This is a genomic window from Lysinibacillus sp. BPa_S21 (genome assembly GCF_023337795.1).
Classification (GTDB): Bacteria; Bacillota; Bacilli; order Bacillales_A; family Planococcaceae; genus Lysinibacillus.
In genome coordinates this window covers 13,862-39,516 of the sequence record NZ_JALIRS010000007.1, presented here as the reverse complement: position 1 = coordinate 39,516, position 25,655 = coordinate 13,862, and the positions used below count along the sequence as shown (strand labels likewise).

23 protein-coding genes are annotated in these 25,655 nt (G+C 35.8%); 17 read left to right on the top strand and 6 right to left on the bottom strand.

Going from position 1 to position 25,655, the window contains the following annotated elements; translation table 11 throughout:
• Positions 1-147 precede the first annotated feature (147 nt).
• The 5 genes from MOK21_RS14805 to MOK21_RS14785 all read left to right on the top strand — a co-directional run bounded on the left by MOK21_RS14805 (position 148) and on the right by MOK21_RS14785 (position 4,193).
• Positions 148-1,098: an ABC transporter permease gene (locus MOK21_RS14805; protein ID WP_249074767.1), complete on the top strand. Its 951-nt coding sequence runs from the start codon at positions 148-150 to the stop codon at positions 1,096-1,098.
• The gene (locus MOK21_RS14800; RefSeq protein WP_249074766.1) at positions 1,091-2,044 is read left to right on the top strand and encodes an iron chelate uptake ABC transporter family permease subunit; all 954 of its coding nucleotides are present in this window, start codon (positions 1,091-1,093) and stop codon (positions 2,042-2,044) included. The genes MOK21_RS14805 and MOK21_RS14800 overlap by 8 nt, the downstream gene beginning before the upstream one ends.
• Positions 2,041-2,802 (top strand): iron ABC transporter ATP-binding protein, encoded by a 762-nt coding sequence (locus MOK21_RS14795; protein ID WP_249074765.1) that lies wholly within the window; start codon positions 2,041-2,043, stop codon positions 2,800-2,802. Before MOK21_RS14800 ends, MOK21_RS14795 begins: the two co-directional genes overlap by 4 nt.
• 64 nt (positions 2,803-2,866) lie before the next feature.
• Positions 2,867-3,877: a siderophore ABC transporter substrate-binding protein gene (locus tag MOK21_RS14790; protein WP_249074764.1), complete on the top strand. Its 1,011-nt coding sequence runs from the start codon at positions 2,867-2,869 to the stop codon at positions 3,875-3,877.
• Position 3,878: 1 nt separating this feature from the next.
• Positions 3,879-4,193, top strand: coding sequence for an antibiotic biosynthesis monooxygenase family protein (locus tag MOK21_RS14785; RefSeq protein WP_249074763.1), 315 nt, complete (start codon positions 3,879-3,881; stop codon positions 4,191-4,193).
• A gap of 138 nt (positions 4,194-4,331) precedes the next feature.
• On the opposite strand, the gene MOK21_RS14780 is transcribed toward MOK21_RS14785, so the two are convergent.
• Entirely contained in the window at positions 4,332-4,880 is a 549-nt protein-coding gene (locus tag MOK21_RS14780) for a hypothetical protein (RefSeq protein ID WP_249074762.1), read from the bottom strand.
• Between the two features lie 404 nt (positions 4,881-5,284).
• Here MOK21_RS14780 and MOK21_RS14775 point away from each other — a divergent pair, with 404 nt between their 5' ends.
• The 6 genes from MOK21_RS14775 (at position 5,285) to MOK21_RS14750 (ending at position 11,495) form a co-directional block, all read left to right on the top strand.
• Positions 5,285-6,187, top strand: a complete 903-nt coding sequence (locus tag MOK21_RS14775) for a polyprenyl synthetase family protein (protein ID WP_249074761.1) — start codon at positions 5,285-5,287, stop codon at positions 6,185-6,187.
• An 11-nt stretch (positions 6,188-6,198) separates the two neighbouring features.
• Positions 6,199-6,357 carry a competence pheromone ComX gene (gene comX / locus MOK21_RS14770; protein WP_249074760.1) on the top strand — a complete coding sequence of 53 codons (159 nt, stop codon included), beginning with the start codon at positions 6,199-6,201 and terminating at the stop codon, positions 6,355-6,357.
• A gap of 35 nt (positions 6,358-6,392) precedes the next feature.
• A complete protein-coding gene (locus MOK21_RS14765) occupies positions 6,393-8,651 on the top strand; it encodes a sensor histidine kinase (RefSeq protein ID WP_249074949.1) in 2,259 nt (752 codons plus the stop codon).
• The gene (locus tag MOK21_RS14760) at positions 8,635-9,249 is read left to right on the top strand and encodes a response regulator (RefSeq protein WP_249074948.1); all 615 of its coding nucleotides are present in this window, start codon (positions 8,635-8,637) and stop codon (positions 9,247-9,249) included. Before MOK21_RS14765 ends, MOK21_RS14760 begins: the two co-directional genes overlap by 17 nt.
• A 435-nt stretch (positions 9,250-9,684) precedes the next feature.
• Positions 9,685-10,584 (top strand): hypothetical protein, encoded by a 900-nt coding sequence (locus MOK21_RS14755; RefSeq protein WP_249074759.1) that lies wholly within the window; start codon positions 9,685-9,687, stop codon positions 10,582-10,584.
• 299 nt (positions 10,585-10,883) lie between these two features.
• Positions 10,884-11,495: a phosphatase PAP2 family protein gene (locus tag MOK21_RS14750; RefSeq protein WP_249074758.1), complete on the top strand. Its 612-nt coding sequence runs from the start codon at positions 10,884-10,886 to the stop codon at positions 11,493-11,495.
• Positions 11,496-11,632: 137 nt separating this feature from the next.
• Here the strand turns inward: MOK21_RS14750 and MOK21_RS14745 are convergent, their stop codons facing one another.
• Genes MOK21_RS14745 through thrC form a run of 3 tightly spaced genes read right to left on the bottom strand, consistent with a single transcriptional unit; the run spans position 11,633 to position 14,310 of the window.
• Positions 11,633-12,319 carry an MtnX-like HAD-IB family phosphatase gene (locus MOK21_RS14745; RefSeq protein ID WP_249074757.1) on the bottom strand — a complete coding sequence of 229 codons (687 nt, stop codon included), beginning with the start codon at positions 12,317-12,319 and terminating at the stop codon, positions 11,633-11,635.
• Between the two features lie 27 nt (positions 12,320-12,346).
• Entirely contained in the window at positions 12,347-13,261 is a 915-nt protein-coding gene (gene thrB / locus MOK21_RS14740; RefSeq protein WP_249074756.1) for a homoserine kinase, read from the bottom strand.
• The gene (thrC, locus tag MOK21_RS14735) at positions 13,258-14,310 is read right to left on the bottom strand and encodes a threonine synthase (protein WP_249074755.1); all 1,053 of its coding nucleotides are present in this window, start codon (positions 14,308-14,310) and stop codon (positions 13,258-13,260) included. Before thrC ends, thrB begins: the two co-directional genes overlap by 4 nt.
• Positions 14,311-14,514: 204 nt before the next feature.
• Between thrC and MOK21_RS14730 the strand changes: the two genes are divergently transcribed.
• Positions 14,515-15,744 carry an MFS transporter gene (locus tag MOK21_RS14730; RefSeq protein ID WP_249074754.1) on the top strand — a complete coding sequence of 410 codons (1,230 nt, stop codon included), beginning with the start codon at positions 14,515-14,517 and terminating at the stop codon, positions 15,742-15,744.
• Positions 15,745-16,289: 545 nt separating this feature from the next.
• Entirely contained in the window at positions 16,290-17,156 is an 867-nt protein-coding gene (locus tag MOK21_RS14725) for a MurR/RpiR family transcriptional regulator (protein ID WP_249074753.1), read from the top strand.
• Positions 17,157-17,249: 93 nt separating this feature from the next.
• Here MOK21_RS14725 and MOK21_RS14720 read toward each other — a convergent pair whose 3' ends face one another.
• On the bottom strand, positions 17,250-18,053 hold the full coding sequence (locus MOK21_RS14720) for a GNAT family N-acetyltransferase (RefSeq protein WP_249074752.1): 804 nt from the start codon (positions 18,051-18,053) through the stop codon (positions 17,250-17,252).
• Between the two features lie 499 nt (positions 18,054-18,552).
• Here MOK21_RS14720 and MOK21_RS14715 point away from each other — a divergent pair, with 499 nt between their 5' ends.
• Positions 18,553-19,479, top strand: coding sequence for a manganese-dependent inorganic pyrophosphatase (locus tag MOK21_RS14715; RefSeq protein ID WP_249074751.1), 927 nt, complete (start codon positions 18,553-18,555; stop codon positions 19,477-19,479).
• 38 nt (positions 19,480-19,517) lie between these two features.
• Here the strand turns inward: MOK21_RS14715 and MOK21_RS14710 are convergent, their stop codons facing one another.
• The gene (locus MOK21_RS14710; protein ID WP_249074750.1) at positions 19,518-20,897 is read right to left on the bottom strand and encodes an FAD-dependent oxidoreductase; all 1,380 of its coding nucleotides are present in this window, start codon (positions 20,895-20,897) and stop codon (positions 19,518-19,520) included.
• A gap of 126 nt (positions 20,898-21,023) precedes the next feature.
• Between MOK21_RS14710 and MOK21_RS14705 the strand changes: the two genes are divergently transcribed.
• The 3 genes from MOK21_RS14705 (at position 21,024) to MOK21_RS14695 (ending at position 25,626) form a co-directional block, all read left to right on the top strand.
• Complete coding sequence (locus MOK21_RS14705; RefSeq protein WP_249074749.1) at positions 21,024-21,731, top strand: DsbA family oxidoreductase; 708 nt, start codon at positions 21,024-21,026, stop codon at positions 21,729-21,731.
• A gap of 609 nt (positions 21,732-22,340) precedes the next feature.
• The gene (locus MOK21_RS14700) at positions 22,341-22,964 is read left to right on the top strand and encodes an FMN-dependent NADH-azoreductase (protein ID WP_249074748.1); all 624 of its coding nucleotides are present in this window, start codon (positions 22,341-22,343) and stop codon (positions 22,962-22,964) included.
• A 301-nt stretch (positions 22,965-23,265) separates the two neighbouring features.
• Positions 23,266-25,626 carry a bifunctional 2',3'-cyclic-nucleotide 2'-phosphodiesterase/3'-nucleotidase gene (locus tag MOK21_RS14695; RefSeq protein ID WP_249074747.1) on the top strand — a complete coding sequence of 787 codons (2,361 nt, stop codon included), beginning with the start codon at positions 23,266-23,268 and terminating at the stop codon, positions 25,624-25,626.
• Positions 25,627-25,655 lie beyond the last annotated feature (29 nt).

Sequence of the window (25,655 nt, the reverse complement as noted above, 5' to 3'; positions counted from 1 at the left end):
ATTTTTAAGGATTTTCAAATAAAACGAGAATAATTCTCAATTGAAGGTTGACTGAGAATGAAAACGAGCTTATAATGAGAATCGTGAGTAATGATAATCATTTTCAATGAATGTTACGAGCAAAAAATGAATCTACCGGGGATTACAATGAAAAAAAGATATCTTTTAACAGCAACTGTTGTACTGTCTATAGTTTCACTATTTATCGGAGTAATTGATATCAAACCGAGTGATCTATTAGACTTCGAATCAGAAAAAACTAGACTATTTTTTATTAGTCGTATACCGAGACTTGTAGCAATCTTGTTAGCAGGTGCAGGTATGAGTATTGCTGGTTTAATTATGCAAAGCTTAAGTAGGAATAAGTTCGTATCACCAACGACAGCAGGTACGTTAGATGCTACAAAATTGGGGATACTGATTTCGATGATGTTTTTCACGAATGTCACGTACTTTCAAAAAATTTCTTTCGCTTTCATATTTGCTTTAGCCGGCACATTATTATTTATGCAAATATTAAATCGAATAAAGTTTAAAGATGCGATCTTTATACCGCTTATTGGCTTAATGTTTGGGAATATCCTTTCATCCATTACAACGTTCTTTGCGTATAAGGCGGATATTATCCAAAACATTTCTGCATGGTTACAGGGAGATTTCTCATTAATGATGAAAGGTCGTTATGAGCTTTTATACATAAGTGTACCCGTGCTGATTTTAGCTTACATTTATGCGAATCGCTTCACAGTGGCAGGAATGGGTGAGGATTTTGCGAAAAATCTGGGTCTTTCCTATAAATTCATTGTGAATTTAGGTTTAGTGTTAGTAGCACTTATTTCGACGACAGTGGTGCTAACAGTTGGTGTGATACCGTTCCTTGGTTTAATCATTCCAAATATCATTTCGCTATTCAAAGGGGATAACCTTGCTAAGACATTGCCTCATACAGCATTACTAGGTATGTCGTTCTTATTATTCTGCGACATTATAGGGCGTGTCCTTATTTTCCCTTATGAAATTCCGATTAGTATGACTGTCGGTGTCATCGGAAGTGCGATCTTCCTAATTATGTTGTTTAGGGGGAAGGCATATGCGTAACCGTACAAAAATGTTGATTTTACTAGGTTTGGCAGTAGCATCTATTTTACTGTATGTATTTTATGAACTTAATGGTAACTACCATTATTCGTTCCCACGTCGCCTTACTAAAGTGGTAGCGATGTCGTTAACGGGGATTGCGATTGCTTATTCAACTGTAGTTTTCCAAACGATTACACATAACCGTATTTTAACGCCAAGTGTAATGGGACTTGATGCATTATATATGATGGTTCAAACATTTATTTTTTACTTCTTTGGCTCAATGTCGATATTCGTTATTAATGCGAAATACAATTTCTTGTTAGCTGTTGTAGCTATGATTCTCTTTGCATTAATTTTTTATCGTGTATTGTTCAAAGAAGGGAAACGTCCGATTTATTTCTTACTGCTTGTCGGTATGATTGTCGGAACGTTTTTAGGAAGTGTAACAACATTCTTCCAAGTATTGATAGACCCGAATGAATTTTTAAGCTTACAAAGTAAAATGTTTGCAAGCTTCAACAATGTCAATTCGGATTTAGTATGGCTTGCAGCTGTTGTCATCATCATTACCTTTATTTATGGTTGGCGTCATATAAACCAATTAGACGTAATGTCTCTTGGACGTGATACAGCAATTAACCTAGGGGTACCATATGATAAGCTTGTACAGCGCATGCTCATTGTTTCTTCGGTATTAATTGCCGTGTCTACGGCTCTTGTTGGGCCTATTACGTTCTTTGGCTTAATCGTGGCAAATTTATCGTATCAATTTTTCAAGACGTACAAGCACTCTGTGATCATCGCAGGTTCTTGTGTAATGAGTATTGTAGCTTTAGTCGGTGGACAGTGGATGGTCGAACGTATTTTTAATTTCGATACAACACTTAGCGTTATTATAAACTTCGTAGGTGGCGTGTACTTCATCTACTTATTATTGAAGGAAAGTAGGTCAGCAGGATGATCCAAGTAAAAGAAATCTCCAAGTTTTTTGGAAAAAAACCGGTCATTCAAGATGTCAGTGTCGACGTGGCACCAGGGAAAATTACGTCTTTTATCGGACCGAATGGTGCAGGTAAATCAACATTGCTTTCAATGGTAAGTCGTTTACTTAATGCAGATACTGGAGAAGTATTACTCGATAAGTCAGATGTGAAACGTTGGAAATCAGACGATTTTGCAAAGCGTGTATCAATTTTAAAACAGTCAAACTATATGAATGTACGCCTAACAATTCGTGAGCTTGTTTCATTTGGGCGCTTTCCTTATTCGAAAGGGAATTTAAAGCCTGAGGATGAGCTAAAGGTAGACGAAGCAATTCAATATATGAATTTAGAGGATATTCAGCACAGTTATTTGGATGAACTATCTGGTGGTCAACGTCAACGTGCATTTATCGCGATGGTTATTGCACAGGACACAGACTATATTTTACTAGATGAGCCGCTCAACAATTTGGATATGAAGCACTCTGTGCAGATTATGAAAATTTTGCGTAAGCTCGTTGATGAGCTAGGGAAAACTGTGGTCATCGTGTTGCATGATATTAACTTTGCATCAGTATACTCGGATCATATTGTCGCATTAAAAAATGGACGTGTGGTCAAAGATGGCCCAACAAATGACATCATCAACCCTGATGCGCTTAAGGAAATCTATGATATGGATATTCCTGTTCAAGAACAGAATGGTTGTCGCATTTGTGTGTATTTCAACTCGTGAAAATAACAATAGATGGTACTGCCGTCTAGACTATAAAAATAAATTTTAAAGGAGCAATTTTGCAATGAAAAATTGGAAACTACTTACTGTATTAATGGCGATGATGCTATTAGTATTAGCTGCTTGCGGTTCTAAGGACGAAGCGAAAAAAGAAGAGAAGGATTCTTCAACTGATAACAAGCCTGCTGAGGAGCAAAAAGAAGAAGCTACAGCTTATCCACTTACAATTCCTGCTATCAAAAACGGGGAAAATACATTTAAAGAAGTAACGCTTGATAAAGTTCCTGAAAATATTGTTGTATTTGACTATGGTTTCCTTGATACTTTAGATGCTCTAGGTGTTAAAGTTGCAGGTGTTCCACAAAAATCTGTTCCAAAATATTTAAGCAAATATACTGATTCATCTTACAAAAATGTTGGTGCTTTAAAAGAGCCTGATTTTGATGTAATCTCTAATATGAATCCAGATATTATTTTCATCTCTGGTCGTCAAGCATCAGCTTACGATGAGTTATCTAAAATTGCACCAACTGTATTTGTAGGTGTAGATGATAAAAACTTTATGGAATCATTCAAAGAAAAAACTGAATTAGCTGGTAAGATTTTTGGTAAAGAAAAGGAAGCAGCTGATGCATTTGCTGCATACGAAACAAAAGTAGAGGAAGTTAAAGCTAAAACAGCTTCAGCTAAAGAAAAAGCATTAATCGTTCTAGCTAATGAAGGTTCATTATCTGCATATGGTCCTGGTTCACGTTTCGGTGTGATCCATGATGTGTATGGTGTAAAAGCTGCTGATGAAAAAATTAAAGTTGATACACATGGCGACAATGTAAGCTTTGAATATGTACGTGACACAAACCCAGATGTTTTATTCGTAGTTGACCGTGATGCTGCTGTAAATCCAGAAGGTGAGTCTGGCACAAAAGCTGCAATTGAAAACGAAATCGTTGGGGCTACTAACGCTGCGAAAAACGGAAAAATCGTTTATTTAGATCCACAAGTTTGGTATTTATCTGGTGGCGGTTTAACTTCTGAAACTCAAAAAGTTGACGATGTTTTAAAGGTGTTTAAATAATATGTTTGTACAAATTAAACGTATTGTCGTTACGGAAGGTAATTCCGATAAAGTAGTAGAGCGTTTTGGCGCCAAGATAGATGGTCCAACATTGCTTGAAAAACAACCGGGCTTTATTGATAAACAGGTACTTGTCAAAAAAGTACGACGTGGTGATGAGGAAGTGCTAATTGTGGTTCGTTGGGAATCAGAAGAGGCCTGGAAAAATTGGGAGAAGAGTCCTGAACATATCGCTGGTCATAAAGCAAATGCTGGTAAGCCGAAGCCTGACCACATTATCGAAAGCGGACAAGAAGTTTATTATGTAAAAGGTTAATCATTGAAGGTGTCTCAAAGATCATTTGAGACACCTTTTTTCTTATGAGTAGAAGATGAAGGATTCACATTATTCCTTAAAAGGAAGAAGGGAGAGGCACAAATCTATCATAGTGCCATACCCAATCGGTTTTTGTTTTTAGTGTTTAATGGTTGCTTTATTCCAAGCATTAAATGCCGTAGTAATATTGAGGGAAATACCATTTTCGTTAATGGAAACCCCGGAAAAAGTGGTAGTCGATCGTTTGAGTAAGTAATTTATGTCTTTTACAGCATTTCCGATAGATGAAGTGCTAGAGCAATTGCCTCTTGCATTTATAATGCTAAAGTTTGGTGACGTATAGATTATAGGTGAAGAGGTACTTGGACTTACTAAAGGCAATAAAGACTGACTTTCTTCAGAGACTCTTATAATTCCATATGGTTCAATAAAATTGTCTAGCTTTTGCTGAAAAGTTTCCTCAAATCCAGGGATATTGCAAATAAAATTTGAAAATGTTGATTTGCTTTTATACTCAGCTAAAGTTTCTTTATAAGCCTGTTGCTCGGCATCGATAATTAGTTGCTCAATATGTAGCTGTTCTTTCGAAGGTTTTTTTATGGTGATTTCTCCTTTAGACATAGAAATTGTACAGGAGAAATTAGCTGTAAGTATTAAAATGTTTTCTGCATTTACTTCATGTTTCATTTCAATCACTCCCAGTATGTCGAGAATTTCCTTGTAATAGATTTAATTACTTCCTATATAATTTGGCGCATCACGTAACGTAGGGGAATTTATGTCCAAGAAGTCGCGCAACCTTCTTTTCACTAAATGATATACGGTCACGTTTCTATTTCTTATTTTCAGCTATGAACTTTTCGACTTGAATTTATCTTAGCTTATTTAAGCGTATCATCAGTAAGGACGCCATTTCAATGGTGAATTTACGCCAAAAAAATGGCGTGCTTACTATAAATACCGCCATTTTTTGGCGGTATTATCGTTAAATAATTTGATGTAAAATATTCCCTTTCGATTTTGGTGTCTAGTATTATTTCCCATTAATCTGTATACTATTTAATAACATGTTTAGGGGGAGGAGAGGACTATTGCAGGAAATTGACCAACAAATTAATGAATCATTGGACATTCTAATTGAGAACGAGACATTAATAAGCCATGAATTACGGTCCATGCTTAAAGCTTTTAAGGAAGAAAAAAAGGCAGTTGGCTATTCGTTTGGCAAGCTATGTTATTGTCATTATGAAGCATTTGCAGATTGTTGGAATGAGGACATCTATAAAGTTGCCGCTGCTATTGAACTTTTAATTTTATCCTTTGATATTATCGATGACGTGCAGGATAAGGATTCAGATTACAGTTGGTGTAAAACACCTGAATTATCATTAAATGTTGCTTTAGCTATGCTAGTTATGGCTTCCAGAATTATACGTGAGACTTCCTTTGAACACAAAAGTATGGCTATTCAAATACTAGAAGATTATGCAATGCGCAGTATAAACGGTCAGCAACTAGATTTACTCAATACTTGTAGAGATGAGCAATCATATTTACAAATGATTGAACAAAAGTCGGGTTCTTTAACAGCGATGGGTTGCTTAATAGGTGAAGTACTTGCAAAGGGAGAGATATCTTCTGAAGTAGAGGAGTATGGGAAATATATAGGAATTATCCAACAAATTAAAAACGATATTCAAAGTTTAAAAACTTGGGGACCTAAAAATGATTTGCTAAATAAAAGATATTCATTGCCTATTATTTATCTTTTATCACAGAAAAATGATGTTTCAAAATCTGTTATCAACTATTATAATGATGATATAGTTGCATTTTTGGATAATAATGCTACTGAAAACGAGTTGACAAATGGTGGTGCAATACGTTATGCCATTACAATTAAAAATGTTTTCAAGTTAAAAGCATTCAATACTCTTGAAAATGTAGCTATAAATGAAGCAGGTAAAGATTACTTAAAAAAACTAATGAAATGAGGAAGATATGTATGATGAATGTAATTCAATATCTAGAAAAAAACCCAGACTTAGTTGCTCTATTAAAAGCAAAAAAAGCAGCATTGATTGGAATTTCATCTTTAGAACAAAAAGCAATTTTAGATGCGTTTAGTAGTGAAGTAGAGTTGGAAAGTACAGCTTGGTTATAAAACCATTGGGTAGTAAGTTATTTTGGCCTGCTATAATGCTCTATTTAGTGATTGGTATGTATCTGAATTATGCGAATTATAGTAGGCCATTATTGGAAATTGAGGTGGAAGAAGAGAATGGTAAGTGGGGAGTAACGCAACCTTACTATAAAGAGTGGAAAGAGTGGGGAAGTATTTCACCATCTGATGTTATTTTAAGCGTAGATGATGTGTCAATGGATCATTTAAATCAATTGAAATATAAATCTACAATAGTAGCTGGTAATAAAATAACGATAATGAAGCCAAATGGAGAAATAGAAGATATACATATTAAGCATTTAGATATCCCTCACCAACTTTACTATATATTACTATTTCCAGCTTGTTATTATTTTTTAACTCTTTTCATTACTATATATCTACATTTTAATCAAAAAAACACAAAGGCTGCTAACTTACTTATTTTTTTTATGTTAACTGTTTCATTGGCTTATGTAAGCAGTGGAGTATCTAGTAGAGTAAATGGAATAGGGATAATAGTAAATCGTAGTAGTATGGTATTGTGTTTAGTCCTATTATTACATTTTTTAAGAGAGTATTATTCGTTTGTAAAAATCAATTGGCTGTTTACAAACAATATCAAATTCTTCTATATATGCCCTGTAATCGCTTTTTCACTGGGCTGTATTATTACTTTCTATCCCGCTTCTTATTATTGTCTATCTGAAGCAGTGTTAGTCCTTTTCTTCATTCTCCTTATTATTATTCTTGGTATTTTATTACTAAGCTATTTCAAATATAAATCACCTCAGTTGAAAATATTGTTAAGTAGTATATTGATACCGTTTCTGCCATTTCTTTTTTTATATTCACTCCCTAAAATTTTTTTTGATACGTTTATTCTGTCAGGTGAAATCTGCTCTTTATTTTTATTGCTTATTCCTTTTAGCTTTATCTTTACACAGGTAGCAGAACGATTATTTGATATTGAATATCATATTACTAGATTACGTTATTATGTAATCTTTTCATTGATTTTTACTTTATGGTTTGTAGTTGGATTGTATTGGATTGCAGGAAAGTATTTAACTATATCCGTAATGACAGGTGTTTCTTTCTTTACTTTTACATCGTTAGTTGTTCTTTTTTACATAAAAGAGAAAGTCGATTATCGAAAACGAAAAATCTTATTTTCGACAAAAGGGGATTATATACATCAGCTATACACTGCTGTAGATAGGATTGGTAAAACGATTAAAATAGATGAGCTTTTAGAGAAGTTTGCTCAAGAGGTTTCTCTACATCTTGAGCTAGAGCATGTATTTGTATTAACCTATAACTATGACACAAATCAATTTACTTCAACGGTTGAGGGAAGACTTTCAATTAATCCAGCGTTAATAGAGGATTTAAAATTAGGAGAAATACGGAGAATTGACAAAGTCTACTTAGCCTTCCTCCATCAAGATGCTCATTATAAAAGAGCCTTAGTATTGGGACATAAAAATTCGATTCATTTAAAAGATGAAGAGCTTCTATGGCTTGAATTGCTCTTATTGTATGTAAACAATTTTATTGAAAATACAAAGATGGTAGAAGAGCTGTTAGAGGAACTAAAACATATGAGGCAAGCAGATGATAGTCAACTACCTTGGTTAAGCAAATTATTATGGTTAAGATTTGAAGAGGAAAAATATCAATTAGCTCAAGAATTACATGATACCAATTTGCAGGAGCAACTCCATATTGCCCGAGAGGTAGATGTTCTAGTCAATGCGAAAGATACAACTGATATTCAGCAAAAACTTGAGAAAATTCATCAGCAGATGATTATGTCTTTACATGATTTAAGAGCTTATTGTGAAAATTTAAAGCCCCCATTATTAGATACATTAGGGCTAAATGCTGCGTTAGAAAAATTAATTCGTAAAGTAATAGAAAGAGCTGGTTTTACATTAATTTATACGATAGATCGTCTTTATTTAGAGGATGAACGTATGAATTTAATGATTTATCGACTATTTCAAGAATTACTCAACAATGCTTTAAAACATTCCTATGCAACAACTGTTGAAATTCGTTTACAGGAAACGGACTATGGTTTTGAAATCATCTACAAGGATGATGGTGTAGGCTGTAAAATTGATGATATTATTGTCGGAGAATCGATGGGAATTCAAGGTATGCAAGAGCGTGTAAAAGCCTTTAACGGGCAGTTTTACATCGATTCACAGGTTAATGCAGGAATGTCTATTAGAATTACAGTAAAAGAAGGAAGTGATACACTTGATTACGATGCTCATAGTGGATGATCACCCTATTGTGTTAGAGGGGACGAAAAATTTATTTCAAGAAAATGAAGATATTATAGTTGATACAGAAAGTAACGCGACGCATGTCATCCAGAGAATTAAAAATAAACCATATGATATCTACTTAATTGATATAAATATGCCGTTAGAAAACGGTATTAATTTAGCACGTAACATTAAAGCTATCCAGTCAAATGCTTCAATTATTCTTTATACTGGTGATGATATTACTGATTATTATCCACTTATTTTAGAACGGAAAATAGAAGGGATTTTAGCTAAAACAGCATCTAAGGAACAAATTTTACGAACTGTTCGAGCCATTGCACATGGTGAAATTGTGTTACCTCAAAATTTCTTGGATTTTCTCGATAATAAATTTAAATTGCAGGATGCAAAACTCGATATTCACTTAAATGAAAAAGAAAAGAAAATTTTAAGACTCATTGCGGAAGGACATACGAATAAAGCGATTGCTATAGAATTAAATATTCCTCAACGAACAACCGAAAGATATTTAACTCAGCTATTTTCTTTGTTGAATGTAGATTCGCGAACAGAGGCTGTAAATCTTGCAGAAAGAATGAATTTACTATAGATTATCTATATGTTATACTTATTTCCGTTGGTATATTTTTCAATAAAAAGGGAGAGTTTAGGTGGTTTTATGATTCCATATTTTGACTTAGTTAATTATAACTAAATTATAAATCTAAATACCTATCTTTTCGTTGTAACACCGCCAAAAAATGGCGGTGTTTTTTTATGTCCGCCAAATCACGCCAAAAATTAAGTCTAAGACCGCCAAAAAATTGGCGTAAATACAACATTGAAATGTCGGTGTAAGTACTGGTACGCTTAAGATAATCGTGGTTAAGTAGATTTGCTATAGTAAGTAATACTATACAAGAGATTTCGTTTAAGATAAGAGCCTGACTATCTATGAATAAAGTAGAGATTGTAGATTTTTTTAAAGTTACTAGCTAGTCAACATACTTCACCATAAAACTTTATATAAAGGTAGGCGTGTATTTTGAAAGTAGAACTTGAAAATTTATTTTCTATAGATGAATCTAGTCGAGATCAAGTCATTAATGTGTATAATCGCCATGGTATTTTTATCGGTGCGCCTGAAATAAGAAAGAGAAAATTAAAGGCTTCGTTTAATCCTATTTTTACATTAAATGAAGATGTTACATATGAACATGTAGCAGCACTTTATAAATCATTGGAAAATGAATTAGGAATTGTTTCTATCGGAGAACGTTTTTATTTCGACTTTTCAGATAGTGAATATGAACAAGCCCAGTTGTTCACATTAAACTCAACAGGTAATTCACCTGATATGTTTATAGAGGATCGAGGAACTTTATTTTCTATCAGCACCCATTGCCAGCACTGCGGACTAATGGCAAAAGAGCAACTTTCACCATTAGTGATAGATACAACAGAAATGAAAGATCGACATCTAGTTCATGTGAGCGGATATTGGGTAGCTTCACAGGAATTAGTAACATTAATGAAGCAAGAGAATATTAAAGGCTATGAACTTTTAGAGGTTATTCATCAAGGACCAGAAGACGGGAAGCAAAAAGCTTTTCAAATTATACCGACACAAGTATTGCCAAAGAGTAGCACTGAAAGAGTTAAATTGTATTTTGCAACAGAACAGCCTCCATGCTGTTGTGGCTTAAGCGGGGTAATCAATGGTCCTGATATTTATAATCGCGAAGATTTAACCAATATAAAAAGTGACGTTTTTTTATCTGCAGAATGGAGCCATGATGGAAGTTACTTATATCGAAAGACTTTGTTCAGCAGAAAATTTAGAGAATTAATTATTAAAAATAATATATCTCGTGAGGTACGAGGAGAGAAGGATAAAAACTTCGGTCCGAAAGATTGGTTATTCGACCCAGTGTTATTAAAATAATTCTAATTGAAGATGAGGAAGTGTATATTTTGTTTAGAAAAATAATACCTATCATTGCCATCTTATTTATCGTTGCATTAGCTCTTTCAAATTATTTTAATAAACCAGAAGAATCATTTGTTATACCCCAAGAAAGAGGGGGCATATTGGGTTAGATAAAGTTTTACCAATCGGGATTTACCTAACTTCTTTACTTGCATAAATTACGCGTCGATAAAAAGTAAATTTACCTCTAGCTGACTTAAATATGATATGATGTGAAACATAAAACGGCGTATAGTTTTGGGGTGAAGTAGTATATGAAAAAATGGGCTTATCCCTTAGCGATATTAACGGTCATTATCTTTTTTGTGTTACGAGTCACTTTTCAAAGTGAATTAATCAGTACTTTTGATACGAAAATGGCAGATTTATTGTTCGGGAATCGTTTAATAGAATTTTTTCACTATATAGGAGAACCGGCATTTGTAGTGTCTGTAGCTATCGTTTTAATAGTGTATTTAGCGTGGAAGGTAAAAAATAACCGAGGAATATTATTTGTTTTGTTAACCATTGCAGGTGGGAATGTACTTAATCAATTATTGAAAAAATGGGTGCATCGAACAAGACCTGAGATCGAAGAACAATTAACATCGTTTAGCTTTCCTTCTGGACATGCTATGACCGGCATCTTGTATTTATTTACAATAGCCTATATTTTTTCAGAGAACAATAGCAAGGGTCGTAAGACATTGCTTTGGCTTGGGGCAATTGTTTTAACTGTACTTATTGGTTTGTCTCGAGTTGCTGGGGCCCGCCATTTCGCGTCAGATGTACTGGCTGGATGGAGTATGGGTTATTCGTGGTTTATCATTTGTGTTATTTGGTATGAACGTCGAAAGAGACTTTTTAAAGCGCTAAATAAATCATGAACTTGGAGGGGGCCATCTAATTGAAGATGGTTCCTTTTCTTATGTAGAAATAAGGGCGTCACTATGTGAACATAGCCCTTATTTCTGGCTCATCACACACGGTATGGTGATGAGCTTTATGTCTTTAATTGGTTCAATTATATTGAAACAACAGCCTTGTCTGCTTCCATAAGGTTTTTTATAATTTCTAAGCAATCATAGAAAGTTTCAAAGGGTTCATAAGGGAGATGAAGGTCTTGACAGCAATTTATAAGATGATCTCTCGCAAGTACTAAATCTGCCTGTTTTGCTGCTTCAAAATCAGAAAGTGAATCTCCAATCACAATTTTAAAATGATGGCTCTGTGAAACCTTTCGCATAACGCTTGGCTTGCAGCAACCACAACCCTGTGTCTCAAATTTTGTACATTCTTCATCACAGCCATTTGGAAAGACGAGCTTTATTTGCTGTCCGGAAAAATCAGCACTGTTACAATATATATCAGAAAATGGCCCGTATTTCTTTAAGATGGGCTCAATGAAAAAGTCGACACCCCCACTAACAATATAAAACGGAATATGGTGCTCTTGTGCGAAACGAACGAAATCACCAAAGCCTTCCCGTATAATGGCTGTATCCAATAAATATTGAATAACAGCATCTTTTTGTTTAGTCGATAATAGGCCAAACATTGCTGAAACGCCATCTTTAAAGGTCATAGTTTGTTCCATCATTGCCTTAGCAATTTTTTCAGATTCCTCTGGAACGAATTCAGTCATTAGTGAGACGATATTATCTGTTTCTGTTATAGTACCATCAAAATCACAGAAAATAATTGGTTTCAAGCTACTTCCCCCTTCAAGAAAAAACGTCTACTTTTGTAGTAGACGTCCAAATTTTACCTGTACACCGTATTCATCGGCTTTTGTTAAGATAATGTCGTGCTCTGGAAATTGATTTTTCATGGCATTTACGAAATCTTGCGCAATAGCAGTAGGGATGATAGAAATCAGTGTTGGTCCCGCCCCACTTAAAGCTGTTCCAAATGCCCCATTGGCCTTTGCTGCTGCATGAATTTCTGTATATTGTGGTATTAAATTAGCACGGAAAGGTTCATGGAATAAATCAGCTTCCATATAACGACCTGCCCGTTTAAAATCTTGAACCATTAATGATGCTGCTAGCATATTTGCGTTTGCAGAGGCCCTTACTGCATATGTACGGTCAAATTGTTCTGGTAAAACAGAACGGGATTCACTCGTTTTTAGTTCGACATCAGGCACAAACACAACAAAGGAAGCATCTAGATCATTGACATGACATGTATCAACTACTCCATTTTCATCCATCGAAGAAATTGTTAATCCCCCTAATACTGAGGCACTTGCATTATCTGGATGTCCTTCGATTTGGGAGGACAAATTGAGTTTATCCTGTACAGTTAAACCTAGGTTACAGACTTGATTTGCTAGTTCAATTCCTGCAACGATGACCGCTGCACTGCTCCCCAAACCACGGGCTAATGGAAGCTCACTTGCCATTTCAACACGGCAGGCAGGTAGTTGCTTGCCATATTGATCCGCAATTTTTTTAGCAATTACGTATAGTAAGTGCTCTTCCAGCTCAAACTCTTTAGGACCATTATCATCGAGGTGGATAATTTCCCAACTATCCTGTAAAGACACGGTTAGCTTTAAGTAAAGGGCTAAGCCAAGCCCTATTGAATCAAAGCCAGGGCCAAGATTGGCTGTGCTCCCGGGAACCGTGATTTCCCACATATTACTCATAGTACGCCCTCGATATATGTTCGAATTTCTTCCTCATCGTTTTTAAGTGAGACAACATCTACAGTTGAGACATTCATGGCAGTATCAGGATCTTTCAATCCATTACCTGTGAAAATTGTTACAACTTTAGAGCCCTTTGCAATCTTGCCGTTTTCAACTGATTTAATAACGCCTGCTAATGAGGCAGCTGAGCCTGGTTCAACGAAAATTCCTTCAGTACCAGCAATTAATTTGTAAGCAGCCAAAATTTCTTCGTCTGTAACCGAATCAATGATTCCACCAGATTCATCGCGAGCTGCTTCTGCAAATTTCCAACTTGCAGGATTACCGATACGAATAGCTGTCGCCACTGTTTCAGGATTAGCAATAGGTTCACCTGTTACAATTGCTGCTGCACCTTCAGCCTCGAAGCCAAACATTTTTGGTAAACCAGAGCCTTTTGCTGCATCGTATTCTTTAAAGCCTTTCCAGTACGCAGTAATGTTACCTGCGTTACCAACTGGAATGCAAAGATAGTCTGGAGCTTTTCCTAAAGCATCTACAATTTCAAATGATGCTGTTTTTTGTCCCTCAATACGGAATGGATTCACGGAGTTTACAAGTGCTACTGGAGTTGTTTCGCTAACTTGACGAACAATATTTAATGCATCATCAAAATTACCGTCGATTTCGATAATCTTTGCACCGTACATTGTCGCTTGGGCTAGCTTTCCTAGGGCCACTTTTCCTTTAGGGATAACAACTATGGACTGGATTCCAGCACGTGTTGCATAAGCCGCGGCTGCAGCTGATGTGTTACCAGTTGAAGCGCAAATAACGCATTTGCTGCCATCTTCAATCGCTTTTGCAACGGCAAACACCATACCACGATCTTTAAATGAACCGGTTGGATTTGCGCCTTCAATTTTCCCATAGAGCTCAATGCCAAGTTTTTTAGATAGATTAACTAAATGTATAAGAGGCGTATTGCCTTCGTTTAAAGTTAGAGCGGGTGTATTTTCTGTTACGGGTAAAAATTGTTTATATTCTTCAATTAGGCCTTTCCACATAACGTTACAATCTCCTTTTGTTCTTATAGAAAGAACAGTTGTTTTTGTATAAAAGACATTTTAACGCAAATGACCCCATATTTTCAATAGCATTTCAGAAATTGTCGAAACAATTCGGTAATTTAAATTTCGCTTGTCACTTTCTTGAAACAACTGTATAGTAAATATGTAATGTAAAGTCAAGTGTAAAGACAGGTGATTAAGATGACAATAAATACAGTAACAACAAATAAGTTTCAACAATCTATTTCTCGTAATAAGCTTTTGGGGGTAGCAGGAGTAGGCTGGCTTTTCGATGCAATGGACGTAGGGATATTATCATTCGTAATTGCAGCATTAGCAGTCGATTGGGGATTAACGCCAAGTCAATCAGGCTGGATAGGTAGCATAAACTCCATTGGGATGGCTGTAGGAGCTCTTGTTTTCGGCGTGCTTGCCGATAAAGTGGGACGTAAGCAAATTTTTATGTGGACGCTTGTATTATTTTCGATTGCAAGTGGCTTGTCTGCATTTACCACTACATTAGCCGCTTTTATGACACTACGCTTTTTAGTAGGCATGGGACTAGGTGGAGAATTACCTGTCGCATCGACGTTAGTTTCTGAGAGTGTAGAAGCTAAAGAGCGTGGGCGAGTTGTTGTATTACTGGAAAGCTTCTGGGCGGCAGGTTGGTTAATCGCAGCATTGATTTCGTATTTTGTTATTCCATCATGGGGATGGCGTAGTGCATTGTTGTTAACCGCAATTCCAGCAATTTATGCAATTTATCTTCGCTGGCACTTACCAGATTCACCACAATTTGCAGTAAAGGCTGAGTCTAAGAAACGAAGTGTTAGGCAAAATATTCGAGAAGTATGGTCAAAAAAATATGCACGCTCGACACTTATGTTATGGGTGTTATGGTTTACAGTTGTTTTCTCATATTACGGTATGTTTTTATGGCTACCAAGTGTCATGGTTGGTAAGGGCTTTGATATGATTACGAGCTTTAAATATGTTCTCATTATGACGCTTGCGCAGCTACCGGGCTATTTTACCGCTGCATGGTTTATTGAAAAATTCGGGCGAAAATTTGTACTTGTTTCTTATTTAATTGGTACAGCTGTAAGTGCTTTCATTTTTGGTAATGCGGAAACAATAGTAGTACTATTAATATCTGGGATGTTTTTATCGTTCTTTAACTTAGGGGCATGGGGTGCACTTTATGCTTATACACCAGAGCAGTATCCAGCCATTATTCGTGGAACGGGTGCTGGAATGGCAGCAGCTGTTGGGCGCATCGGGGGTATTTTTGGACCTTTGTTAGTCGGCACTTTATTGACAGCGGGTTATGATATCGGCTTTATCTTTGCTATTTTCTGTGGAGCGATTATTATCGGTGTTGTTGGGGTAATATTTCTAGGTAAAGAAACGAAACAAATGGAATTAGATTAACAAAAATTAAAAATGTCTTGGATGAATGATAATCCAAGGCATTTTTCTAATTAATATACATAAAAATTAGAAATTATTAATTTTTATACAAATATTTTTAAAAATCTGTTAAAATCATTAATCAATAAGGTTCGTTGCTGTACATCATGTGGAAAAGTTGAGGAGCGTAGTTTAAGGACTCATTGGGAAATACAATGCTACTACGAGATTCTAGAGCGAGCCTCATCGAAAGCGTTAGTCGCAACGGAAATCAACCATCGAAATTAAAAATGGAACGATGTTATGTTTTTTATTTTGAACTATCGCATTAGCAAGTTAAAGCATTGAAGATTTTTCAGAAAAGTCATTGTATTCAGATTGTAATCGTGATACTGTATTTTTAACTTCTTTTAGCAGGTGTCCAAATACCCGCCTGAAATAGAGGAACTCGGTCTAACATAGCCGATTCCGGACGTAATTATGCCAAGGCATAATTGATCCGAATTAGAGTCAGTAGGAAACAATCGCCATTCGTGATAATTTCATTGAAAGAAAGGTTGTTAGAAATGAATATAAATGAAGAAATAGAAAGAAGATTTGTTAGGCTTTCGAAGGGGCAGCGTAAAGTTGCACAATTTGTTATGAATAACCCTACAGTTATAATTGGTAACGGAGCTGCAGAAGTTGGTAGACAGGCTAATGTTAGTGAATCAACAGTTATCCGTTTTTGTTATGCGCTGGATTTATCGGGCTATGTAGAGCTTCAAGACAAGGTTAGAAGTTATTTAATGACTCAAAATGATGGTGTGAGTATTCAACCTACATACTTTTCAAGTAAGCGGAATATCTCAAGTTTCGGTAAGGTGATGGAGCGTGATATTCAAAATATTCAAGCTACGATTGATTTGATTAACGATAATATGCTTCAAAAAAGCTCAAAATGGATGCATGAAGCGGAAAACGTTTATATTTTAGGTACCCGCCAAGCATCGTCCATTGCAAATTGGTTATCGTCTACAATGAAAACTTTACGTCCAAATGTAAAACAACTTCGACCAGAATCCGACGATATTGTACAACAAATTAACAGTATGGGGGAGCAAACGACTTTAATAGTTTTTTCATGGGACAAGCATTCAAACGACATTCAAACGATTGTAGAAATTGCCAAGAAGAAAAAGGCTAAAATTATTGCTATCACTGGTTCGGCGTTGTCGTCTATTCGGGAATATGCAAGTGCGTTATTTACACTTGGTCTGAAAAAGCAATCTTCATTGGACGTTATTCCAGTATTGTTTTCGTTTTTACATGCGCTAATTGAGGAAATGGTCAGCCAGGATAAAGTACAATATGAAAAATATCAGCAATCATATGAGCAAGTAGAAAATAACTTGTTATTTTTAGACTCAGCAAGAGAAAAGCAAGTTTTCTAAAATTTGCATCGGGCAGAACACGTAAGATATTGATCTATAACATTAACATAAAAAGATGTCCAAATAAGTTTTAGACATCCTTGAAAAAGAAACTTATAAAATTTTACTTAAGCTATATTCGTTAATAAAGGTATCATTTAATTTAATGGCATTTTGTCGGATACCTTCCTGCTGAAAACCTAGTTTTTTAAACAAATTTAAAGCACTTTCATTATGCTCCATAACAGATGCTTCTAAGCGCGAAATATCCCGCTGTTTAGACCAGCGTTCAGCCGCCTTCAACAACTCTGAACCGATACCTTGTCGTTGATGCTCATCCTTAACAGCTATGCGGACTGATGCAACATGCTTAGTTTTAGAGTGTTTATATCCATGAATAACGGCATAACCAGCAAAAATGCCATTTAATATACAAAGTAAAATCGTACGGTTTTTTAATTGTTTCCAATAGCCTAAATCTTTACGAAGCTGTTGAACTGTAAGGTCTAATTCGTTTTTCATGTTGTACATGAAGTCCGTCTGTTGGAAAATTTCTTCTTGCAAATGAATAAATGATCTAGCATCTGATGCTTCAATTGCTCGAATTATGTATGCAGGTGGGTTTTCATCATTTTTAGAAATATTATTACTTGTAGTCTTAATTTGTGTGCGCGAGAAAGTTACTTTGGTACCAAGTTTAACATCAATGACATAGTAGCCTGCATTTGTCCATGACAAAAAGTGAGAGAGAGGGGGCTTTGTCTTTTTCCACCAGCTCCTATTCAAATAAGCTGCATTTGGTAAGGCTTGTCCCATGATATTTTCGAGTTCGCTAAAAGATAAAGTAATTTCTTGTTGTGTAGCTATATCAAAATAATTTGCTAAAGGAATATACTTTTTTTCCATCTTCTTTGTCATCGTAATCCCCATTTCCTGTATATCCTAGTATATATATAGACTACCTGATGATAGCATAAAATTATGGTTTCTTAAATATAAAAACACAACTATATATCTATTTATGGTAAATATTTTTAGCAAACTATACATTGTTATTATTAAATGTTAAAAATAGGGCGATTCAAGTAGATAAATATATTAAAAAACTTTGGGTTATTATCATAATGTTTGGTTGATTTCCATTTCGACTGGGCGTTTTCCTGGCGTTATGACCTCCAAGAAATCTTCACTCCATTCAACACTCATAATTTTCCAAGTTTTGTGATCTGCAAAAATTAGCTTCTTTAGTATAGGTAAAGGAGTACTATAAGAAGATACAGTTATTTTAGAATAGTAGATTTTAGTTATGAATTCGCATAGATCCTTTATAGATAAACTTTCAATTTATATATGTTTGATCATAAGGTATGATAAAATAAAATATAAATGTTATTGCTATTTAGGAGGAATAAATTCAATGAGTAAAGTTTTAGTTTTTGGTCATAAAAACCCAGATACAGACACAATTACATCTGCAATTGTATATGCATATTTAAAACAACAAATTGGCGTTGATGCTGAGGCGGTGCGCCTTGGAGAGGTAAATAACGAAACACAATTTGCTTTAGATAAATTTGGCTTCGAGGCACCTCGATTAATTTCATCAGTAGTTGGAGAAGCAGAAAAAGTAATTCTTGTAGACCACAATGAATTCCAGCAATCTGCTGATGGCATTGAAGAAGTACAAATTGCAGAAGTGATTGATCATCACCGTATTGCAAACTTCCAAACGGCTGATCCACTATACTACCGTGCAGAACCTGTAGGCTGTACGGCAACAATTTTAAACAAAATCTTTAAAGAACATGGCGTAGCAATTCCTGCAAACATTGCTGGATTAATGCTTTCTGCTATCGTTTCGGATACATTATTATTTAAATCTCCAACTTGCACAGAGCAAGATGTAAAAGCTGGGGAGGAACTAGCGAAAATTGCAGGTGTTGATGCTGCAGAATACGGATTAGCAATGCTTAAAGCAGGTGCTGACCTTTCAGATAAATCATTGGAAGATCTTTTATCATTAGATGCAAAAGAATTCCAGTTCGGTGAATATAAATCTGTAGTAGCTCAAGTAAACGCTGTTGATATTAACGACGTGCTTGGCCGCCAAGAGGAATTAGAAATTTTATTAAATAAAAATGTAGCGGAAAACGGCTTAGATTTATTCTTCTTTGTTGTAACAGATATTTTAAACAATGATTCAACAGCTGTTGCAATTGGACAAGTAGCGGAGGCTGCAGCAAAAGGATTTGGCGCAGAGCTAGTGAATAATCGCGTTCTTTTACCAGGTGTTGTATCTCGTAAAAAACAAATCGTTCCAGTTTTAACTGATGCATTAAAATAATGAAAAAGAGGTTGTCCTGAAAAAGGCAACCTCTTTTTTTAATCTAGTTTTAAAGGGTGGACAGCAGGACCTTCAAGAACTTCACCTTTGGCATTAAAGCGAGAGCCATGACAAGGGCAATCCCAAGTTTCATCGGCTTTATTCCATTTTGTTTTGCAGCCTAAATGCGTGCAAGTCGGTGTATTTGCATGTTTCACATAACCTGTCACGAACTCTTTGGCTACAAAGCCACCTACCTTTAGCATCTGCATAAACTGAGCTCCGAATTTTGTACGTGTTGGAGAATACAGAGGAATTGCACCATCCTCATTCCCTGCTCCTGTTATGAGGGATGATAGTATATCTCCCGCTACAAAAGAATTGGAAATCCCCCATTTTCGATAGCCTGTTGCAATGAAAACATTAGGCAAGGACGGTGTAATCCTGCCAACATACGGGACCATATCAGGTGTTTCAATGTCCTGCGCTGACCAGCGATAGATGGGCTCCTGATCGAAATGCGCCTTCATTTCATTTTGAATGGCCTCATAATAGGGCTCCGTATTAGTTGTTTCCCCTGCAATATGATTAGCTCCACCTAACACTAAATAATGCTCGTCATTAATGGTAGCAGTCCGAATTGAGCGAGTAGGATTATCTACGCATAGATATTGACCTTGTAGTGTATCAGTAATTTTGCTAGCAACCATATAGGAGCGACTGTTAGAAAGTTTAAAAAGATGTAGACCTCTAAAGGCTTCGATTGGATAATGTGTGCACAAAATAAGCTTGTTGTATTGAACCGACATATCATTTGCGGTATGTAAGCTATTCTGAGGTATGTTTAATTGTTGAACACGGGTATTCGTATAGAGTTTTGCGCCCATTGCTAATGCTTCTTTTACAAGGAAATTACAAACTTCTACAGGATGTATTTGTGCTTGCTGGGACATGTTAAGCGCTTTTGTAATCGGAAAGGGAAGCTCTGTGTCAGATGTTAAATTAGCCTTAATATTTAATACTTTATAGGCATTCCATTCTTTTAATAATTGGGCATAGCCTTCTTTTGTTTGGCAATAAAGCAATGAATCTACTTGCTGAATGCTTTTTTTAGGGAGTATCTGTAATGCTTTTTCAACAGCAATTTGGTTGAGCCGATAATAGAGGCGTGCCTCGTCTACAGTAAGTTTTTCAATAAGGTTGGCATAAACTAAGCTGTGTTGAGCGGTTAATTTTCCGGTTGAATTACCGGTCGTACCATGACCGATATGGGAATTTGCTTCAAGCAAGACTACATCTACACCTGATTTTGCTAAAATATAGGCTGTATATAGTCCTGTCAAGCCGCCACCAATAATACATACATCACAAGTTGTTGATGCAGGAAGAGATGGTAACGAGACAGGATCAATTGTTCCGAGCCAAAGAGATTGTGTCATACATAACCCTCACATTGTTTTTACGTTCAGTATGTAGATTGATTTGAAAATTTATGCAATGAAGCTAAAAAATTGCCTTCCAGTAATTATTATCGCTACAATGTAGCAAAAGGAGCGTGACTACTTATGAAAATTGAAATCTGGTCAGATTATGTATGTCCATTTTGTTATATTGGTAAAAAGCAACTAGAGCAGGCGATTCAGGATACAGGTTTTGCTGGGCAGGTGGAGCTCGTTTATAAAAGCTATCAACTTGACCCAACAACACCTGTGGATACAAATGTGTCCACGTATGAAGCATTGGCGAAAAAGTATGGAATGTCGCTAGAAAAAGCGAAGGAAATGACACAAGGTGTTGCTGCCCGCGCAAAAGAAGTTGGTCTAGAATATAACTTTGATCATTTAATGGAGGAAAATACATTAAAAGCGCATCGTCTAGTGAAATGGGCAGAACAACAAGGGGATGTTTCAAAGCTTGTTGAAGCGCTATTATATAATTATTTTATAGAAGCAAAGCGTATTGGCCAGGATGATGTATTAATCGATATTGCTGAGCAAGTAGGTCTGAATCGCGAAGAAGTTGCAAAGGTTCTTTCTAACGACGATTTTAAAGTAGATGTAGAGACTGACATACAAGAAGGGCTACAGCTTGGCGTAAGAGGGGTACCATTCTTTGTGTTAAATCGTAAGTATGGTATTTCTGGGGCACAACCTCAAGAAGTATTTGAAGAAACTTTACGTAAAGTTGCAGAGGAAGAGGGCTTACAACCAGGATTAAAGATGGCAGGCTCTGAAGATGGTGGGGTTTGTACCGACGATAGTTGTAAGTTTTAATTTTGTTGGAGAAAAGTTAAGAATATTGGACCTGATCTCTTTTGAAGCAAAGGTGATCAGATTGCTGATGGACCCGATCAGTATAACAACACTAACAAACTAACACATATGCTTTATTAGCTCATTACCAAAAGTAAGGGATGAGCTTTGTTAAAACGTATGCAAGTATGTAAGTTGGTTGGAGTGGAGACTGGGCGACTCCTTGGGGATTAGCGATAGGGGAACGAAGGCTAAGGGCATCACATCCTGTGATAACGCCTTCGTGACCAACATCCTGCTGTTGCTGCCGCTCCGCTTTCGCACAAACATAACCCTCTGCTGCCGCTCCGTTAACACTACGCTTTCGCGCAAAAAAACATCTGTTGGCCCAAGCGGCTCAGCGGACGCCCCCAGGAAGCTCTGCGCGAAAGCGAAGCGCCAGCTACAAAGCGCCCAGTCGGAACGGAAATCATTTCTAAGTTATGATGTGATATATTTTAATGGAATCACCTGCATTTCAGTCAAAAGTCTGAGTATACGAACGTTGACTTTTCATACAAAGTTTTTTAATATACTTATATATCTTGAATTCGAGATAATAAACTTTGATTTTAAGGGAGAATTTATATAATGAATGTATTAGTAGTAAAAGCTAACAACCGTCCAGATGGTATTTCAACAAAAATGTATGACACATTTATGGAAAATGTACAAGGCGTAGATGTAACAACGTTTGACGTATTCGCAGAAGATATGCCTTATTTCGGTCAAGATCTTTTCAATGCTTTTGGTAAAGTTCAAAACGGTGAAGCGTTAACTGACGTTGAATCACGTCTTTTAGCAGCAAAACAAAAAGCTATGGATGCTTTAACTGCAGCTAATGTTGTTGTATTTGCTTTCCCACTTTGGAACTTAACAATCCCAGCGAAATTACAAACTTTCATCGACTATGTATTCCAAGCTGGTTATACATTTAAATATAATGAAAACGGTCAATTAGAAGGCTTAATGGGTGACAAAAAAGTAGTTATTTTAAATGCTCGCGGTGGTTACTACTCTACACCAGAAGCACAATCAATAGAAATGTCAGTTAATTATATCAAAAATGTTGTTGGTATGTTTGGTATGGAAATTATTGAAGAAGTGATCATTGAAGGTCATAACGCGTCTCAAGATAAAGCACAAGAGATTATTGCAAATGGCCTAGAAGCAGTTAAGAAAGTAGCTCAGTCTTTACAAACTGTAAATGCATAATAAAGTAGTATTTATTAAAAGTTCTCTCTAATTTGAGGGAACTTTTTTATTTTTTTCTATAGAGGTATGTAATGATCAGAGATCTGAAATATTGATATTATGCGCATATTTCCGATTTACATTTAATAACATCCCGTTATGTGAAATAGTTATGAAATAATATTCTATCATTTTACGGTAAAGTATTTTGTTATTCATTTAAAAATACATACAATTAGGACTATTCGTTCAGTTAATAAAAGATTTAGTATAATATAATAGAAAACGTAGGAAAATATTAGAATTATAAGGAGGGTGTTTCATGAATAAGAAATTAGTTACTAAATTCTTAGCGTTGTTACTAGTTCTATTCACAGTGTTACCATTTGGACTATCCGCAAATGCTGCATCAAGCGGTGTGACACGTGGGGATTACGTGAAAGAATTAGTAGAAAGCTTAAATGTAGAGCTAGGTGATGGCTCCAAAATTGCCTTCACAGACGTCTCTAAGGATTTAGCCCCGTATGTAGAAAAGGCAGTAGAATTGAAGCTTATTAAAGGTAAAACTGCCACATTGTTTGATCCAAATGATAAATTGACACGTCAACAAGCATTTGTCATTTCTGCTCGTGGATTAGTCAGTGAAAACGCTCCACTTTCTGTATTAGACAAGTTTAAAGATGCAAATCAAGTTGCAACAACACATAAGCAAGATTTAGCAAATGCTGTTGCTGCAAATATATTACAAGGTTTTGAGGATAACACAATTCGTCCTCGTGACTATGTAACAACTGAACAAATGCAAAGTATTATTAAACGCTTTGTAGCTGAATATAAATTACCAACATCTACAACTAATGTAGATCTTCAAATTTTAGGAACAACAGATATTCATACAAACCTTGCAAATTATAATTATTTCTTAGATAAAGAATCTGCTGACCTAGGTTTAGCAAACACTGCAACATTAATTGAACAAGCACGTACTGAGAACCCGAACACACTACTTTTTGATAATGGTGATTTAATTCAAGGAACGCCATTAGGCTCTTATAAAGCATCAGAAAATATTTTAAAGCCAGGAGAAGTTCATCCAGCTATTGCAGCACTTAATGCATTGAAATATGATGGTGGAACTTTAGGGAACCACGAGTTCAACTATGGTTTAGAGTTTTTAGATGAAGTTTTAAATGATGCAAAATACCCTGTCGTAAATGCAAACACATACGACGCTAAAACAAAAAAGCGTATGTACACACCTTATGTAATTCTTGATAAAGAGGTTGTAGACAATACAGGTAAAAAGCACACACTTAAAGTTGGTGTTACAGGTATCGTACCTACTAAAATTGTTGAATGGGATGCTATCCATTTAGCAGGAAAAGTAGAAATGCAGGAACCGGTTGACGCAGTAAAAGAAATTGTACCAGAAATGCAAAAAGCAGGCGCAGATGTAATTGTAGTACTTTCACACTCTGGTATTGGTGAAGATACTTACGAAAAAGGTGCCGAAAATGTTGGATACCAAATCTCTGAGATTGAAGGGGTTGACGCTTTAATTACAGGTCACTCTCATTTAACTTTCCCAGGTGACTATAAAAACCTAAAAAACGTTGATCAAGAAAAAGGGACGATTAACGGTGTACCTACTGTAATGGCAGGAAGCTATGGCAGCTATCTTGGAGTCATTGATTTAAAACTAGAGCAACAAGGCTCTAAATGGGTTGTGGTGAATGGACAAGGTTCTCTTCGCTCTATCAAACAAGAAGGCTTACAACCTTCTAAAACAGTATTAAATGCAATTAAAGAAGCACATGAGGGTACGTTAAAGTATATTCGTCAGCCTGTTGGTGAGACTACTGCACCAATCCATAGTTATTTCTCAATGGTGCAAGATGATCCGTCTATTCAAATTGTGACACAAGCTCAAAAATGGTTTATTGAAAAAGAATTAAAAGGTACTGCTGATGAAAACACACCATTGCTTTCTGCTGGTGCTCCATTCAAAGCAGGCTCTCGTAACAACCCTACAGATTATACAAACATTCCTGTAGGTCCGCTTGCAATTAAAAATATGGCAGATATTTATGTTTACGATAATACGGTTGCAACGATTAAGGTAACAGGTGCACAAGCAATCGAATGGTTAGAAATGGCTGCTGGTATTTTTGCAACAATTGATCCGAATAAAACGGATGAACAAAATATTATTGATCAAGAAGCACGTTCTTACAATTTTGATGTGTTAGATGGCTTAACATATCAAATCGATGTAACATCACCAGCGAAATACGATAGTCGAGGTATTTTAGTAGACGAAAAAGCGAATCGTATTAAAAATGTGCAATACAACGGTAAAGCAATCGATCTAAACCAAGAATTTATCATCATTTCAAACAATTATCGCGTTGGTGGTTCTTATGGTGCCACGTTTAAAAATGCAGATGGCTCTAACATCACTAACTATGCTTATGAAAATCGCCAAGCTGTAATTGATTACGTTATTGAAAACAAAACAATTAATCCTGCTGCGGATAACAATTGGTCATTTGTACCGTTCCCAGCAAATACGAAAATTATTTACAATTCAGCTAAGGATGCACAGAAAGTTATTCCTGCAGGTAGTAATATCGAATATTTAGGAGATACTGAAGGCGGCTTTGGTAAATATTTAATTAAGTAATCATGAAATGTTAAAAAGGAGAGTGCGTT